Annotated in this window: 16 protein-coding genes; 8 read left to right on the top strand and 8 right to left on the bottom strand. The window is 75.5% G+C overall.

All coding sequences use genetic code 11. The annotated features are described in order from the left end of the window. The first annotated feature begins 43 nt into the window (after positions 1-43). From HH311_RS23440 to HH311_RS23430, 3 genes are all read left to right on the top strand, one after another. On the top strand, positions 44-445 hold the full coding sequence (locus HH311_RS23440; protein WP_169186102.1) for a hypothetical protein: 402 nt from the start codon (positions 44-46) through the stop codon (positions 443-445). A gap of 97 nt (positions 446-542) precedes the next feature. Then, the gene (locus HH311_RS23435) at positions 543-707 is read left to right on the top strand and encodes a hypothetical protein (protein WP_169186101.1); all 165 of its coding nucleotides are present in this window, start codon (positions 543-545) and stop codon (positions 705-707) included. Continuing rightward, positions 704-1,339: a hypothetical protein gene (locus HH311_RS23430; RefSeq protein ID WP_169186100.1), complete on the top strand. Its 636-nt coding sequence runs from the start codon at positions 704-706 to the stop codon at positions 1,337-1,339. The genes HH311_RS23435 and HH311_RS23430 overlap by 4 nt, the downstream gene beginning before the upstream one ends. Here HH311_RS23430 and HH311_RS23425 read toward each other — a convergent pair. Genes HH311_RS23425 through HH311_RS23410 form a run of 4 tightly spaced genes read right to left on the bottom strand, consistent with a single transcriptional unit; the run spans position 1,304 to position 5,443 of the window. Beyond that, positions 1,304-2,437 carry a YihY/virulence factor BrkB family protein gene (locus tag HH311_RS23425; protein WP_169186099.1) on the bottom strand — a complete coding sequence of 378 codons (1,134 nt, stop codon included), beginning with the start codon at positions 2,435-2,437 and terminating at the stop codon, positions 1,304-1,306. The genes HH311_RS23430 and HH311_RS23425 overlap by 36 nt on opposite strands. Positions 2,438-2,482: 45 nt before the next feature. Then, positions 2,483-3,451 carry an NADPH:quinone oxidoreductase family protein gene (locus tag HH311_RS23420; RefSeq protein WP_169186098.1) on the bottom strand — a complete coding sequence of 323 codons (969 nt, stop codon included), beginning with the start codon at positions 3,449-3,451 and terminating at the stop codon, positions 2,483-2,485. A gap of 28 nt (positions 3,452-3,479) precedes the next feature. Beyond that, positions 3,480-4,811: a phosphotransferase gene (locus HH311_RS23415; RefSeq protein WP_169186097.1), complete on the bottom strand. Its 1,332-nt coding sequence runs from the start codon at positions 4,809-4,811 to the stop codon at positions 3,480-3,482. Further along, on the bottom strand, positions 4,808-5,443 hold the full coding sequence (locus tag HH311_RS23410) for a TetR family transcriptional regulator (RefSeq protein ID WP_169186096.1): 636 nt from the start codon (positions 5,441-5,443) through the stop codon (positions 4,808-4,810). Before HH311_RS23410 ends, HH311_RS23415 begins: the two co-directional genes overlap by 4 nt. Positions 5,444-5,562: 119 nt before the next feature. Between HH311_RS23410 and HH311_RS23405 the strand changes: the two genes are divergently transcribed. From HH311_RS23405 to HH311_RS23385, 5 genes are read left to right on the top strand one after another with little or no spacing between them, the layout of a single operon-like run. After that, positions 5,563-6,780: a CaiB/BaiF CoA-transferase family protein gene (locus HH311_RS23405; RefSeq protein ID WP_169186095.1), complete on the top strand. Its 1,218-nt coding sequence runs from the start codon at positions 5,563-5,565 to the stop codon at positions 6,778-6,780. Between the two features lie 13 nt (positions 6,781-6,793). Next, positions 6,794-7,597, top strand: coding sequence for an enoyl-CoA hydratase/isomerase family protein (locus HH311_RS23400; protein ID WP_169186094.1), 804 nt, complete (start codon positions 6,794-6,796; stop codon positions 7,595-7,597). Next, on the top strand, positions 7,594-8,517 hold the full coding sequence (locus HH311_RS23395) for an amidohydrolase family protein (RefSeq protein WP_169186093.1): 924 nt from the start codon (positions 7,594-7,596) through the stop codon (positions 8,515-8,517). Before HH311_RS23400 ends, HH311_RS23395 begins: the two co-directional genes overlap by 4 nt. A gap of 2 nt (positions 8,518-8,519) precedes the next feature. Next, positions 8,520-10,064, top strand: a complete 1,545-nt coding sequence (locus tag HH311_RS23390; protein WP_169186092.1) for a class I adenylate-forming enzyme family protein — start codon at positions 8,520-8,522, stop codon at positions 10,062-10,064. 8 nt (positions 10,065-10,072) lie between these two features. After that, the gene (locus tag HH311_RS23385; RefSeq protein WP_169186091.1) at positions 10,073-11,326 is read left to right on the top strand and encodes an acyl-CoA dehydrogenase family protein; all 1,254 of its coding nucleotides are present in this window, start codon (positions 10,073-10,075) and stop codon (positions 11,324-11,326) included. Positions 11,327-11,396: 70 nt separating this feature from the next. Here HH311_RS23385 and HH311_RS23380 read toward each other — a convergent pair whose 3' ends face one another. From HH311_RS23380 to HH311_RS31095, 4 genes are all read right to left on the bottom strand, one after another. Further along, on the bottom strand, positions 11,397-11,837 hold the full coding sequence (locus HH311_RS23380; RefSeq protein ID WP_169186090.1) for a hypothetical protein: 441 nt from the start codon (positions 11,835-11,837) through the stop codon (positions 11,397-11,399). Between the two features lie 225 nt (positions 11,838-12,062). Further along, positions 12,063-12,602: a hypothetical protein gene (locus HH311_RS23375; RefSeq protein WP_169186089.1), complete on the bottom strand. Its 540-nt coding sequence runs from the start codon at positions 12,600-12,602 to the stop codon at positions 12,063-12,065. Positions 12,603-12,643: 41 nt separating this feature from the next. Continuing rightward, positions 12,644-14,047 (bottom strand): FAD-binding protein, encoded by a 1,404-nt coding sequence (locus HH311_RS23370; RefSeq protein ID WP_211190678.1) that lies wholly within the window; start codon positions 14,045-14,047, stop codon positions 12,644-12,646. Then, positions 14,044-15,024 (bottom strand): antibiotic biosynthesis monooxygenase, encoded by a 981-nt coding sequence (locus tag HH311_RS31095; RefSeq protein ID WP_211190677.1) that lies wholly within the window; start codon positions 15,022-15,024, stop codon positions 14,044-14,046. Before HH311_RS31095 ends, HH311_RS23370 begins: the two co-directional genes overlap by 4 nt. Between the last annotated feature and the right edge of the window lie 15 nt (positions 15,025-15,039).

The raw sequence follows: 15,039 nt of genomic DNA, 5'->3' as shown, positions 1-15,039 counted from the left end.
CGGGGCGGACGCGTCCCGGCAGGTGGAGGGTGGTGGCGCACGGATGTACGCGGAACCACTGGCCCAGCGGGTCGTCGAACTCATCGAGGGCGCGGCATTCACCCACCTCGACTCCGCCTCGGTCCTCGGGATGATCGCCCTGCTGCTGGCCGGCGCGGGGCTGGTCACGCTCACGAACTTCTCCCTCGACGGCGGGGAGCGCCTGTCGCTGCTCGTCGCCGAGCCGTTCCCGCGCGTCGAGGCGTCGGTCGGGGTCGTCCTGGCGCCGGGCGGGGTCACCGCCGCGCTCGCCGAGCGGCTGCGCCGCTACGCCGCCCACCCGGCCGTCGACGCGCTCGTCATCGCGACCGCGGACCCCGACGCCCGGTACCTGCCCCGCGAGATCGACGGCGTCCCCGTCCGGACCGCGCTCCTCGTCGACTCGGTCACCGATTCCGCCAGCTGAGACGACGCCGGGCGCCCCCGGACCGCCCGGCGCTCCGCGCCGCCGGGGCCCGTCCGGACCCTGGTCCCGCGACCTCTGGGGTGGCAGCGTGACTCCCATGCAGATCGGTCCCGTCCGCCGCCGCTTCACCGCGGAACCGGCCACCTCGCCCGTACCGGGCGACGCCGCCCCGACGCACGAGCCCACGGCCGCCGAGCGGGCCCCGCGGACCCCGGCGACCGAGCGGGACACCGTCGAGATCGCGCGTTCCGACCACGCGTGACGCTCCCCCTCCCACCGGCGGCACCGCGCCGTGAGGGCGCGACCGTCCCGGACGTCCCCGACGCGGTGCTCGGCTGGCGGACCTGGCGCATCGGGCGGCGCGCGCAGCGCCGTGCCGAGCTGATCGCCCCGCTCGCGGGGTCGGCGTGGCCTGCGCGTCGTCCCCTGGTCGCCTCGTGCGGGTCGCGGGACCACTCACCGCCCGGCGACCGCTGCGGCTGCGGCCTCTACGCGGTGGCCGACCCGCGGGTGCTGGAGTGGGGACCGTCCGACCACGAGGTGCTCGGCGCGGTCGCGCTGTGGGGGCAGGTCGTCGAAGGCACGCGCGGGTGGCGGGCCTCGCACGGCTACCCCCGCTTCCTCGTCACCGGACCGGTCATCCCGACCGAGCAGCGCGCCGTCCTGTCCCGGCGCTACGGCGTCCCGGTGCTGCGCTCCGAGGTCCCGCCGCGCACGCTCGCCCGCCTGCTCGGCACCGAGCCCGGCGCGGCCGGGGCGCTGCTGCGGACGCGGGTCGACGAGGTCGAGGGCGTCGTGGCCGCCCGGATGCCCGAGTGGGTCCGCCGGTCGCAGGACCGGCCCGCCCGCACCACCAGGTCAGGAGTCCTGGCGCGTCGGTGGCGTCGCCGCTGACGGACGGTGCGGGAGCCACCGCGGGTGCCGGCGCGTCCGGCGCCGCTCCGCGTCCCGTTCGCCCAGCAGTTCCTCGAACGACATCTGGCCGGTGTCCGTCCCGGGGCCGGGCCCGGTCGCCCGGTCGGGGTGGAAGTCGACGGCCACCGTCTGGAACGTCTTGCGACGCTGGCTCGCGGCGTAGGCGCGATAGGCGCGGCGGTCGGCCCGGGTGACGGCGCGGTCGTCGGGGAAGGCGATGGAGAGCAGGCTGCGCGGCGCGAGCCGCAGCACGCGGACGGCGTTGATCTGCGCCCCCACGAGGAAGATCACGGCGCCGAGGTAGAGCCAGAACAGCAGCCCGAGCACGATCCCGAAGAGCCCGTAGCTCGCGCTCGACCCCTGCAGCTGGTGCCCGATCAGGTACGTGCCCACGAGCTGCAGCGCCTGCCACGCCACGGCCGCGACGACGGCACCGGGCAGGAGCCGGCGCGGGGTGAGCCGCCGCGGGGTCAGCAGCCGGTAGCCGGCGAGGAAGAGCCCGGTGTTGATGACGACGGCGACGAGCACCGGCACCGTCCGCCCGACCGCGCCCGCGGCCCATCCGGGCACCGAGGCGCCCACCGCGGTGGTGAGACCCGAGAGCGCCGTCGTCAGCAGGACGCCGCCGCCGACGACGACCAGCACCGCGGCACCGCGTCCGTAGGCGACCGGCAGCGCCGGGCGCTCCGCGACGGGGATCGCCCACACCTGGCACATGGTGGTGACGGCGGCCTGCGTGACGCCCAGCCCGCCGTAGACGCTCACCGCGATGCCGAACACCAGGCCCCACGCGTTGCCGTGCAGCGCGTGGACGTTGTCGCCGATCTCCTGACCGACGACCGGGAAGTTGCGCAGGGCCGAGCCGAGCACCGCCTGCTGCGCGGCCGGGTCACCCGCGAGCAGGTACCCGAGGACCGTGACGGCCAGCAGCAGCAGGGGGAACAGCGACACGAACGCGTAGTAGGTGAGCAGGGCCGCCTGGTAGCTGCCGAGGTCGTCCACGAACTTGTAGACGACCGCCAGCGGGAACCCGGCCCAGCGGTGCTCCCGCTGGAAGCGGTCGACCCGTCGCGACACCGACATGACCTGGGGATTCCCCCGGGCCGCGACCGACAACCCGGCTCAGCGCGGCGTCACCACCACCCGGCCGAGCACCTGACGGTCCTCGAGCAGCGCGACGGCCGCCCCGGCCTCGGAGAGGGGGCGGCGGGCGCTGACCGGCGGTGCCAGCGCGCCCGAGGACAGCATCGGCCACAGCCGGTCCCACTCCGCCCGCGCGTACCCGGGCCGCGGGAGCGCGTAGGCGCCCCACCCGACCCCGCGGACGTCGAGGTTGTTCAGCAGCAGCCGGTTCACCTTCACCGTCGGGATCTCGCCCGCGGTGAAGCCGATGACGAGCAGCCGGCCGAGGGGCGCGAGGCTGCGCAGCGAGTCGGTGAACCGGTCGCCGCCCACCGGGTCGACGACGACGTCGACGCCCTTCCCGCCGGTCAGCTCGGCGACGGCGTCCTTGAACCCGTCGGCGGGCACGGTCTCGTGGGCCCCGGCGCGGCGGGCGAGGTCCTGCTTGTCCGGCGACGACGCGACCGCGATGACCCGCGCGCCGAGCGCGACCGCGAGCTGGATCGTCGCGGTGCCGATCCCGCCGGCGGCGCCGTGGACGAGCACGGTCTCCCCGGCCTGCAACCCGCCGCGGGTGACGAGGCCGAACGACATCGTCAGGTAGTTCATCGGCAGGCAGGCGGCCGCGTCGAGGTCGACCGCGTCGGGCAGCGGGAAGGTGAGCGTCTCCGCCGCGGTGACCCGCTCCGCGAGCCCCCCGATCGTGCTGGTGGCCGCGACCCGGTCGCCCGGGGAGAACGACGAGCCCGCGGGCGCGGAGAGCACGACACCGCCGACCTCGCCGCCGAGCACGAACGGCATCTCCGGCTTGTACTGGTAGGCGCCGCGGGTGAGCAGGACGTCGGGGAAGTTGATCCCGACGGCGTGCACCTCGACGAGGACGTCGTCGTCACCGCGCACCGGCTCGTCGACCTCGGTGACCTCGAGGGCCCCGGGTCCGTCCGGTCGCGTCACCTGTACCGCACGCACGTGGTCCTCCTGGCTGTCCGGTCGGTCCTCACGGCGGCGCCGCGAGGTAGCGGGGATTGCTCATCGTCACCCGGGCCGTCGTCGCGGCCCGCACCGCCTCGACGACGGCGGGCGCCCCGGCGTCGAGCGTGCCGTCGCGCAGGCCCGCGGCGAGCTCGGCGTCGTCGCGGCACCCCAGCGCGGCCAGGCGCGCGGCGTGCGCCGCCCGCTCGGTCTCCCCCACGCGCAGCTCGCGGCGGACCGCGGCCACCGCCGTGGCCGCGACCCTCGCGAGGTAGCGGGTGCGCTCGTCGCCGCCGGCCTCGGTGCGCAGGAACGTCGTCACGGCGGCGAGCAGCTCGTCGGCGGTGGGGCGCTCGGCCAGCACGTCGGCCGCCGGCCCGAGGTCCGACGCGAGCGGGTCGGGCACGGGGACCGCCTCGGTGAGCCCGAGTGCGAGCAGCGCGTCGTGCTCCGCCTCGGCCGCGCGCCGGCCGAGGACCGCGAGCTCCACCGACTCCTCGCCGCCGGACAGGTGCCGCTGGGCCTGCACCCGGCAGATGACCGCCCAGTGCACGGCGGCGAACACCTCCCACCAGTGCACGGCGACGGGGTCGGGCCGCGCGCCCGCGACCTCGGCGTAGCCGTCGAACAGCTCCTCGCGGGGCCCGAACCCGCCGACGGGTGCCGCGGCGCCGAACCGCCAGACCTTCGCGCAGAGCCAGCCGAGGTCCTCGCGGGGATCGCCGGCCCGGGCGAGCTCCCAGTCGAGCACCGCCCGCAGCCCGTCGGTCCCGACGACGAGGTTGCCGTTGCGGAAATCGCCGTGCACCAGCGTCGTCCCGACCGGGTCGGGCCGGTGGTCGGCGAGCCACCGCAGCGCCAGCTCGACGGCGGGCCGCGCCTCGCCGAAGCCGTCGTGGGTCGCGCGCAGCTCGGCGAGCCGGTCGGTCGCCACGAGGCCGGGGACGGCGGCGACCGGGACGGCGTGGATCCGTGCGAGGACCCGGCCGAGCTCACGGGGCAGCCCGCGCCGGGCCGCGGCGTAGCGGTCCTCGCGCAGCAGCCGGGGCGCGAGCGTCTCCCCCGCGACGCGGTCCATCACCAGGTAGGGGCTGCCGACACCGTCGGTGCCGTCGCCCGCGCCGCGCAGCCCGGGCACCGGGACCCCGTGCGCGGCCGCGGCGCGCAGGCACGCCGCCTCGCGGGCCATCACCGCGGGGTCCTGACGCGCCGGCGGGTCGCGGCGCAGCACCAGCGGGACGTCGCCGGCGTCGAACACCCACGTCTCCCGGCTCGCGCCCGCGGTGAGCCGCCGCAGGCCGGTGACTGGGCCGGCGCGCAGGACGTGCTCGAGGGCGGCGGCCAGCTCCGCCGTCACGGGGACCACCGCACGGTGTCCAGCGCGACGTCCTGGTAGCGCGCGACGATCTCCTCGGCGTCGAGCTCCCCGCCGGGCCGGAACCAGGCCGCGACCGCGGTGCACGCGGTGGTGATGGCCCGTGCGGCCTCGCGGGGGTGCTCGGTGGCGAAGGCGCCGCGCCGCACGCCGTCGCGCACCACCCGCTCGAAGGTGCGCTGCTGGACGTCGCGCTTGGCGACCACGCCCGAGCGGGCCCCGCCGGCGAGCGACCGGAGCTCGCTGTTGCCGAGCAGGCTCTCGCGCTGCGAGTCGAGGTGGACCCGCACGTGTGCCCCGACCACCGCGCGCAGCCGGGCCGCCGGGTCGTCCCCGGCCGCGTCGAGCGCCTCCTCGGTGGCGGCGATCAGGACGTCCATCCCGCGGTCGAGCATCGTCTCGAGCAGCGCCGCCTTCGAGGCGAAGTACTGGTAGAGCAGCCCGGGGCTGGTGCCCGCCGCCGCGGCGATCTCGCGGACGGACGTGCCGTGGTAGCCCTGCGCCGCCATCACCTCGACGGCGGCGGCGAGCAGCGTCGCCGCCACCGGGTCGTCCCCGGGCAGGACGAGCGTCGTCGGCGGGAGGTCGGTCCTCCCGCGCACGGCTCCGGTCACGGCAGCACACTCTGCCCGCCGCTGAACGGTTGTTCAAGCGGGGGTTGTCACCGCAGCTCGACAGGCATAACTTGCGCTGAACGCTCGTTCAGGCGGCACCGACGGAGGTGGGGGTGACCATGGCCGGTCCCTACGCCGGGCTGCGGGTGTTCGACCTCAGCCACGTCATCGCGGGGCCGTTCTGCACGCGGATGCTCGCCGACATGGGCGCCGACGTGGTCCGCGTCGAGCAGCCGTCCGGAGACCTGATGCGGGCGCTGCCGGTGCCGGTCGGGCCGCCGGAGGACCACCTCTCGAGCGCCTACGTGCAGTACAACACCGGCAAGCGCTCGATCGGCCTGGACCTCAAGCACGAGCGCGGCCGCGAGCTCGCGCTGCGGCTCGCGGACTGGGCCGACGTCGTCGTCGAGAACTTCTCCCCGGGCGCGCTCGACCGGCTCGGGCTCGGCTGGGACGTGCTCCACGCGCGGGACGCCACGACGATCCTGTGCTCGCTCTCCACGTTCGGCGCCGAGGGCCCCTACTCGCACCTGTCCGGCTTCGGCCTGGTCGCCGAGGCGTACTCCGGGCTGATGTCGCTGACCGGCGAGGAGGGCGGTCGGCCGATGCACTTCGGGACCGCGCTCGCCGACGTCAACTCCGCGGTGCACGGGCTCGCCGCGATCGGCGCCGCGCTGTACCGCCGCGAGCGCACCGGCACCGGCACGCACGTCGACGTCTCCGCGTTCGACTCGCTGTTCGCGATGATCGACCAGCAGCCCGCGGCGGGGGCGTTCACCGGCGGCGAGGCGGTGCGGGGGCGCTACGGCACCCGCCACACCACCAGCGTGCCCTCCGGGGTGGCCACCGCGGCCGACGGCAGCCACCTCGCCTACGGCATGAGCGGGGACGTGTTCTTCGAGCGGCTGACGCTGGCGATGGACGCGCCGGACCTGCTCGAGGCCTACCCGACGGTGGCCGCGCGCGTCGCCGATCCCGGCCCGCTCTACGACCGCATCGAGGCCTGGGCGTCGGGCTGGCCGACCGCCGACGCGCTCGTCGAGCACCTCACCGCCCACGGGCTCTCGGCGGCGCGGGTGCGCGGGGTCCGCGAGAACCTCGACGATCCGCACCTCGTCGCCCGCGGCACCCTCGCGCCGGTCGACCAGCCCGGTCACGGCGAGGTGCTGCTGCCGGTGGCCCCGTTCCGCTTCCGCGACGCCGAGGTCCGTCCCGGCCGTCCGGCCGGCGGGATCGCCGCCGACACCGCCACGGTGCTCACCGACGTGCTCGGCCTCGACGACGAGGCCGTGCGTGCCCTGTTCGAGGAGAAGGCCGTGACCGGAGGTTCGTCATGACGGGAGAGGGCCGGTGAGCGTGACCCTGGAACGGACCGACGACGGCACCGTCGCCACCCTGCGCTTCGTCGGGGAGCACCCGCTCAACGTCCTCGACGCCGAGACGCTGGAGGCGCTGCTCGACCGGGTCCGCGAGGTGGCCGCCGACCGCGCGGTCCGCGTGCTCGTCCTGACCGGCCGCGACGACGTGTTCTCCGGCGGCGCCGACCTCACCCACCTCGCCGCGCTCGACGACGACGCCTACCGCCACTACCTCGCCACCGAGTACACCCTCTTCGCCGAGCTCGAGGACCTGCCGCTGGTGACGGTGGCCGTGGTCGCCGGGGCGTGCGTGGGCAACGGGGCGGAGATGGCGCTGTGCTGCGACTTCCGGATCTGCGATCCGGCCGCCCGGATCGGGCTGCCCGAGATGCGCGTCGGGTTCGTCTCCCCCGCCCAGCGCCTCGCCCGCCTCGTCGGGATGGGTCGCGCGAAGGAGATCCTCTACGGCGGCCGGCTGCTGCCCGCCGCCGAGGCCCTCGAGCTCGGGCTGGTCACCGCGGTCGCCGAGGACCTCGCGGCCGAGACCGCGCGGGCCACCGCCCGCTACGCCGCGTTCGCCCCGTACGCGCTGCCGTTCACCAAGGCCGGCGTCCACCGCGCCTACGGCGTGGACGGGGTGGGCGCCCGGCCGTTCGACGCGCACGAACAGCGGGCCGCGTTCGCGACCTTCCGCGGCCCCGACTTCGTCGAGGGCTCCGACGCCGCCCTCGCCGGCCGTCGTCCGGCCTTCACCTCGCGGCGCCCCGCGACCACCGACCTCGGAGGCACCCCGTGATCGTCGACCTCCTCGCGGGCGCCGTCCCGCAGCCCGAGGCGTTCGCCCTGTCCGAGGCGGTGACCCTCGGGCGGCTGCGCGGGTACGCCGAGCACTTCGGCGGCGGTCCGGAGCCCGCCCGCACGCACGCCGAGGTCGGCGCCCGGTGGGAGTCGGCCCGCGAGGCGGCGGAGAAGCGTGCTCCGACGCCGGACGAGTTCTTCGCGATGCTCGACGACGGCGGCATCGGGCTGGCCGGGGTGTACACCGAGTCGTTCGGGTCGCGGCTCGGGGTGCCGACGGCGGGCAACGACGTCGTCGCCGACTTCGTCGCCCGGGCGCCGGACCGGGTGCTCGGCTTCGCCGGCGTCGACCCCTGGGAGGCCGACGCGCCGCGGGTGGTGGACCACGCGGTCTCCGGGCTGGGCCTGCACGGCGTCGTCGTCTCGCCGTTCAAGCAGGGCCTCGGCGCCGACGACCCCCGCATGCTGCGCGTCTACGCCCGCTGCGAGGCGCTCGGCGTCCCGGTGCTGCTGCACACCGGGATCAACTGGTCGCTCGACGCCGCCTACGACGTCGGGCACCCCCGGCACGTCGACGCCGTCGCCACGGCCTTCCCGGACCTGCGGCTGGTCGCGCTGCACGCCGGCTGGCCCTGGGTGCAGGACATGCTGATGGTCGCCTGGCGCCACCGGCACGTCTACGTCGACCTCTCGGCCCACCGGCCCCGCACCTTCACCCGCCCCGGCTCGGGCTGGGAGCCGCTGCTCGCGCTCGGCGCCCGCCAGCTCGCCGACCGGGTGCTGTTCGCGTCCACCTGGACCCTGCTCGGGATCCCGCCGGCGATCCTCGTCGCCGAGGTCCGGGACCTGCCGCTGCCCGACGGCGTCGCCGACCGCTGGCTCGGGCAGAACGCCCTGCGGCTGCTCGGGAGGGACTGACGATGCTGGTCAGCGATCTCGTCGCCCACCACGCCCGCTCCCGCCCGGACTCGACGGCCCTCGTCGTCGGGGAGCGCCGGATCACCTACGCCGAGCTGCAGTCCCTGGTCGACGCGACCGCCGCGGCGCTGCGGGCCCGCGGCATCGGGCACGGCGACCGGGTCTCGGTGCTGGGCAAGAACGGCCTCGAGTACGTCCAGCTCTACTTCGCGACGGCGGCGCTCGGGGCGATCCTCGTCCCGCTCAACTTCTGGCACCGCGCGCCCGAGCACGCCCACGCGGTGACCGACGCCGAGCCGTCGCTGCTCGTCGCCGAGCGCGACTACGAGCCGGTGCTCGACGCGGCCCGCGCGGCCCTGCCGGCCGGGGCGACGACGCTGCGGCTGCCCGGCCCGGAGGACGACCGGGCGGAGTGGGACGCGTTCCTGCACGACGGCGTTCCAGGACCGGCTCCGGCGGTGCACGAGGACGACGTCCACATGATCCTCTACACCTCGGGCACCACGGGCCGGCCGAAGGGCGCGATGCTCGCGCACCGCCGGACCGTCGACGACGCCGTCGCGATGGCCGCCGTCATGCGGGTCCGCGAGCGGGACGTGTTCGCGAACTACTTCCCGCCGTTCCACGTCGGCAACTGGGACCACATGAAGCCGTTCCTGCTCATGGGGGCGACCGTGGTGATCATGCGCGAGTTCGACGCCGGGCGGGTCCTGGAGGTGCTCGCGCGCGAGCGGGTGTCGGTGGTGCTCGGGGTCCCGACGATGCTGCACGCGCTCATCACCCACCCCGACTTCGCCGCCACCGACACCTCGTCGGTCCGCCTGCTCTACTACGGCGCCTACGACCCGAGCGGGATCATGGACCGCACCGCCGCCGCGTTCGGGGCGCGCGAGGGCCGCATCCAGATGGCGCACACCTACGGGCTCACCGAGGCCGGCCCGTTCGTCACCTGGTGCCCGCCCGAGGACGTCTTCGAGCGCTGGGGCTCGATCGGCCGGCCGATGCCCGGTGTCGACGTCGTCCTGCTCGATCCCGAGGGCAGGCCGGTCGCGCCCGGCGAGCCCGGGGAGATCTGTCTGACCGGGCCCCGGATGAGCGGCTACTGGCGCGATGAGGAGGCCAGCGCCCGGGCCCTCGCCGGCGGGTGGCTGCACACCGGCGACGTGGCCGTCGCCGACGCCGACGGCTTCCTCACCATCGTCGACCGCACCAAGGACATGATCCGTTCCGGCGGCCAGAACGTGTGGTCGAAGCAGGTCGAGGACTGCCTCGCCGGTCACCCCGCCGTCGTCGACGCCGCGGTGATCGGGCTGCCGGACCCGGTGTACGAGGAGCGGGTCGTCGCGATCGTCGTCGCGGTGCCCGACGTCGGGACCGGTCCCGAGCTGGGCGACCAGCTGCGGGCCTTCGTGCGCCGCGAGCTCGCGGGCTACAACACGCCGAGCGAGGTGGTCTTCCGCACCGAGCTGCCGCGCACCGCCGTCGGGAAGGTCCAGAAGCACGTGCTGCGGGCCGAGCTGACCGCGCCGACCGCGCCGACCGCCTGAGGAGCCCCGTGGACTTCGACCTGCCCGACGACGTCGTCACCCTGCTCGCCGACCTCGACCGGTTCATCGACGCCGAGATCGCCCCGCTCGAGGAGGCCGACGACAACCGGCGCTTCTTCGACCACCGCCGCGAGTGGGCGCGCACCGACTTCGAGGGCGGCGGCCTGCCCCGACCGGAGTGGGAGGAGCTGCTCGCCGAGGCCCGCCGGCGCGCCGACGCGGCGGGCTTCTACCGGTGGTCGCTGCCGGCCGGGCTCGGCGGGCGCGACGGCTCCGAGCTGGGCATGGCCGCGGTCCGCGAGCACCTCGCGCACCGCGGGCTGGGGCTGCACAACGACCTGCAGAACGAGCACTCGATCGTCGGGAACCTCGTCTTCGTGCAGCTCCTGCACCGCTTCGGCACGCCCGCGCAGCGCGAGGAGTTCGTCGAGCCGCTGATCACCGGCGAGCGGGGCCTGGGGTTCGGCCTGTCCGAGCCCGGACACGGCAGCGACGCGACCTGGCTCGAGACGACGGCGGAGCGCCGCGGCGGCGAGTGGGTGATCAACGGGGCGAAGCGCTGGAACACCGGGATCCACACCGCCTCGCACGACCTGGTGTTCGCGCGGACCTCCGGGGAGCCGGGCTCGGCGAAGGGCCTGACCGCGTTCCTCGTGCCGACCGACGCGCCCGGCTTCGAGGTGCCGTTCTACTGGTGGACGTTCAACATGCCGACCGACCACGCCGAGGTCGTGCTGCGCGACGTCCGCGTCCCCGACGACGCGGTGTTCGGCGCCGAGGGCGAGGCCCTCGACGTCGCGCAGACCTTCGTCCACGAGAACCGCATCCGGCAGGCCGCCTCCGGGGTGGGGGCGGCGCAGTACTGCATCGACCGGTCGGCGGTCCGCGCCCGGGAGCACGCCACGTTCGGGCGGCCGCTGGCGACACGCCAGGCCGTGCAGTGGCCATTGGTCGAACTGCACACCGAGGCCGAGATGCTGCGGACCCTGATCCACAAGACGGCCTCGCAGCTCGACGACATCCACGCCCGGGGCGAGGCCGCGGTGTCGATCGGGCACCGCGTGTCGATGTGCAACTACCGCGCCAACCGATTGGTGTGCGACGCGGCCGACCGCGCGATGCAGATCCACGGCGGGCTCGGCTACAGCCGCCACGAACCGTTCGAGCACATCTACCGCCACCACCGGCGCTACCGCATCACCGAGGGGACCGAGGAAATCCAGATCCGCCGGGTGGCCGGTCAGCTGTTCGGTTTCCTCTAGGTGGCCTGCGGCCTCGTGAGCAGAAAGTGTCGGTATACCGACACTTTCTGCTCACGGGCGCGAAGCGCACCTAGTGGTGCTGCTCGCCGTGGTGGTGGTGCTTGTGGTGGTGGTGGTGCGGCGGCGGCGGCGGCGGGCAGTGCCGGTGGTGGTGGTGGTGGTGGACCGGCGCGCAGTGCTTCGGCGGCGGGGGCGGGCAGTGCTTGGGCTTCGGCGCGGTGTGGTGCCAGTCGATGTCGTGGATCGGGGTCCGCGGCACCGAGTGCGACGGCGACCCGTGGGTGCCCGACGGGCCGTGGTTCTTCGGCGGCGTCTGGTGCTTGGGCGGCGTCTGGTGCTTGGGCGGCGTCTGGTGCTTGGGCGGCGTCTGGTTCTTCGGCGGGGCCTGGTTCTTCGGCGGCGTCTGGTTGCCCCCGAGGATCGGCAGATCGCCGGGCAGTGACGGCAGGCCCGGAATCGACGGCGCCGCGAATGCCGAACCCGCCGCGACACCGACCCCCGCGAGTGTCATGGCGCCGACGACACCTGCGCGTCGGAGATTGGCGTGGACCATGGTGAGCTCCCCCTCGAGACCGTGAACGCAGATCGCGTTCGTGACCTCATGAGCGTCGGGGCGAGATTCATCGTTACGTACCTGAGCGCCGGCTGTGGAAGTTACCCGAAACGGGTGAGCATCGCCGACCGGTCGACACGATCGTCCGTGGGCAGAACTTTGCGCAGGCGTTCTTTACCGCTCTCAATGCGTCAGCACGAGCTTGACCGCGACGGCGACCGCCGCGACTCCCGCGACGGCCAGGCCGAACCAGACCGCGCGGGCCCACCCGATGGGCGCCTTGAGGTGGTGGTAGACGACGCCGATCGTGGCGAGGCGCGCCACCAGCAGCCCCGACGCGACCGCCTGCGCCCACTCCGGGGACGGCCACCCCAGCATCGCCGCGCCGAAGAGGACCACCGGCGGGACGCCGGCGCTCACGATCGGCACCGAGTCGCGCAGCTCGTGCCGCAGCGCCGGCCACACCTCGCGCCCGCCGAACACCGCCCCGACGACGTCGGCGACCACGTGCGCGACGTAGGTGGAGACGATCGTGCCGACCACCACCAGCAACGCCTCGCCGGAGCGGATCGCGGTGTCGTCGACCCCCGCCGTCGCGGCCAGCACGAGGATGTCGCCGTAGACGTAGGCCGACATGCGGTTGTCGGCCCGCAGCGGCTCGAGGTCGTCGCGGGTCGCGACGGCGGCGTGGATCGGGTGTCGCAGGAGGCGCCCCATGGTCACGCGGTGATCCTGGCGCAGCGCAGCCCCGGAACCCAGGACCGTCAGAGATCGAGGACCCCGAGCACGCCCGCGGGGTCGTGCCGCCGACGGAGGGCCCGCAATCGCGGCAGGTGCCCGCCGTAGGCCTCGCCGATCTCGGCGTCGGTCTCGGGGAACCCCGGCCGCAGCTCGACGCTGTAGACGCCCAGGGTGTGCGGGCGCAGCACCGCGAGCGTCGACCGGGCCCAGGCGAGGCAGGCCTCGTCGTCGGCGGGGTCGGTCCAGATCGCGTTGAGCGGGATGTTCCACTCCGCGCGGCGGCCGCGGAAGGCGGTGGCCGAGTCGGCGACGTCGGCCAGGGCACCGCCGGTGTGCTGGAGGTCGATGCGGCACGCCCGCGTGGGCGCCGCCCGGATGCGGTCGGCCAGGGCGTCCGCGAGTGCCGCGTCGAGGGTCGGCCCGGTGAACACCGACTTCCCGAAGAAGGACCCGCGCGGGCCGTCCCCGGGGCGGGGAAGCCGGATCGGGTCGGGCTCGGCGCCGGCCGCCCCGGGCAGGGCGAACTCGGGCAGCCCAGCCAGGTAGCGGCCGGTCGTCTCGGCCCGGTACCGGGGCGGGGAGGCCGCGGCGGCGACGACCGCGTCGGTGGCCGCCCGGGCCCGGGCGATCCCGCTCCCGCCCGCACACGCGGTGTACAGGAACAGGACGGGCTCGTCGGGCATGAGGTCGCTCCACCCGAGGACCGCGCCCATCGAGGTGTCGCGCCCGAGCTCGGGCGCCACCCGGACGTAGGTGGCGAGCGCGTCCAGGCCCACCACCGCCCGGTCGACCCACACCGGACCGACCTCGTGGGTGCGCAGCACCGCGGAGGTGACCACCCCGACGGCGGGGGCGGCGCCCCGGACCGCCCACCACAGCTCCGCGGCCTCGCCCGTGCTCGCGTCGGAGAGGCGCACGACCTCGCCGGACGGGAGCACCAGCTCGACCTCGACGAGGTGGTCGAGGGTGAGCCCCAGCGACCGCGTGAGGTAGCCGACGCCGCCTCGGGTCACCAGGCCGAAGCCCGCGTGCCCGACGATGCCGACGGGCACCGCGCGCCCGGCGGGCGCGAGCGCGTCGAGCATCGTCGAGACCCGCGCCCCGCCGCCGACGACGACGCGCCCGCCGTCGGGACGGGCCCCGCCGAGGTGCGCCGAGAGGTCGAGGACGACCGCGTCGTCGGCGACGCAGTTCGAGCTCAGGCCCCCGCCGCGCACCGTGACCCGGGTGCCCGTCGCGGTCGCGGCCGCCAGCACCGCCGCCACCTCCTCGACGGTCCGGGGGGCGACGACGCCGCGGGGCCGCCGGCGCGCGGCGGCCGGGAAGAAGATGCGCGCCAGCGTGTCCTCGTAGCCGGGCGTGCCCGGCGTCAGCACCGGGACGCCCGAGGCCGCGCCGAGGTCGTCGGCGACGTCGACGGCGGTCACGGCAGGCTCCAGATCTGGACGGTGAGGAGCCAGAAGACGACCGCCGCCCCGGTGAGGAACGCCAGCGAGGCGACCGTCCCGATGACGTCGGTGCGCGGCTGGGGAGCGTCGGGGCGCGGCGTGAGCCACGGCGCGAGCGCGCGGGTCACCACGGGCATCACGACCCACGTGAGCAGCGCGACCGACGCGACGTTGCCGACCAGCAGGGCGGCCCACAGCGGCCCGGACGGCCACACCGCGCTGAGCGCGAGGGTGAGCAGCACGACCGTCGGGTAGAGGCCGACGAGCACCGACAGGGCGGTCTTCCACGACGGCGGGCCGTCGGACGCGCCTCCCCGGCCCGACCCCGGGATCCAGCTGCCGAACGCCCCCGCGACCGTCCGGAGCCGGAAGTCCCGGAAGCGTGAGCCCTCGTCCAGGAGGGCCCGCCGCTCGTCGGAGGCGAGCCACGCCTCGAGGTCCGCCGCCGAGGCGAACCGGTAGACCGCGGTCCAGTCGTCCTGCACCCCCGGCACCGGCCGGAAGAGCTCCGAGCCGAGGAACCCCGGCGACCGGCTCTCGGCCACGGTCATCCGGTCCTGCCACGCCAGGAACGCCGCCTCCTCGCGGGGCGCGACGGTGTGTGAGACGACGACCGTGGCCGGCCGCGCCGCCTCCCCGTCCGCGACGAGGACCTGCTGGGTGGGCGGCTCGTCGAACAGGGACGCGCCCTGCTCGACGAGCCGCCGGCGCACCGGGCTGTCCAGCCATCCCCGCAGGTGCTCGACGGCGTCGAACCGGTACACGACCGTCGCGTCGCCGTCGCGGTCCGCGGGTGTCTCGTCGGTGCCGAGGTACCCGGGGAACGCCGCGGCCGCGGCGGTGAGGCCGTCCTGCCACCGGCGGTACTGCTCGTGGTGGCCGGGCCGGATCCGCTGCCCGACGACGACGGTGGCCGCACCGCCCCGGACCGCCGGCTCCACCTGTGTCTCGCCCATCTCCGTGCCCCCTCT

The sequence above is a fragment of the Actinomycetospora sp. TBRC 11914 genome (assembly GCF_012933465.1).
In the GTDB taxonomy this organism is placed as follows: domain Bacteria; phylum Actinomycetota; class Actinomycetes; order Mycobacteriales; family Pseudonocardiaceae; genus Actinomycetospora.
The sequence above is the reverse complement of the archived record's forward strand: the minus strand, read 5'-3'. Positions and strand labels throughout refer to the sequence as shown.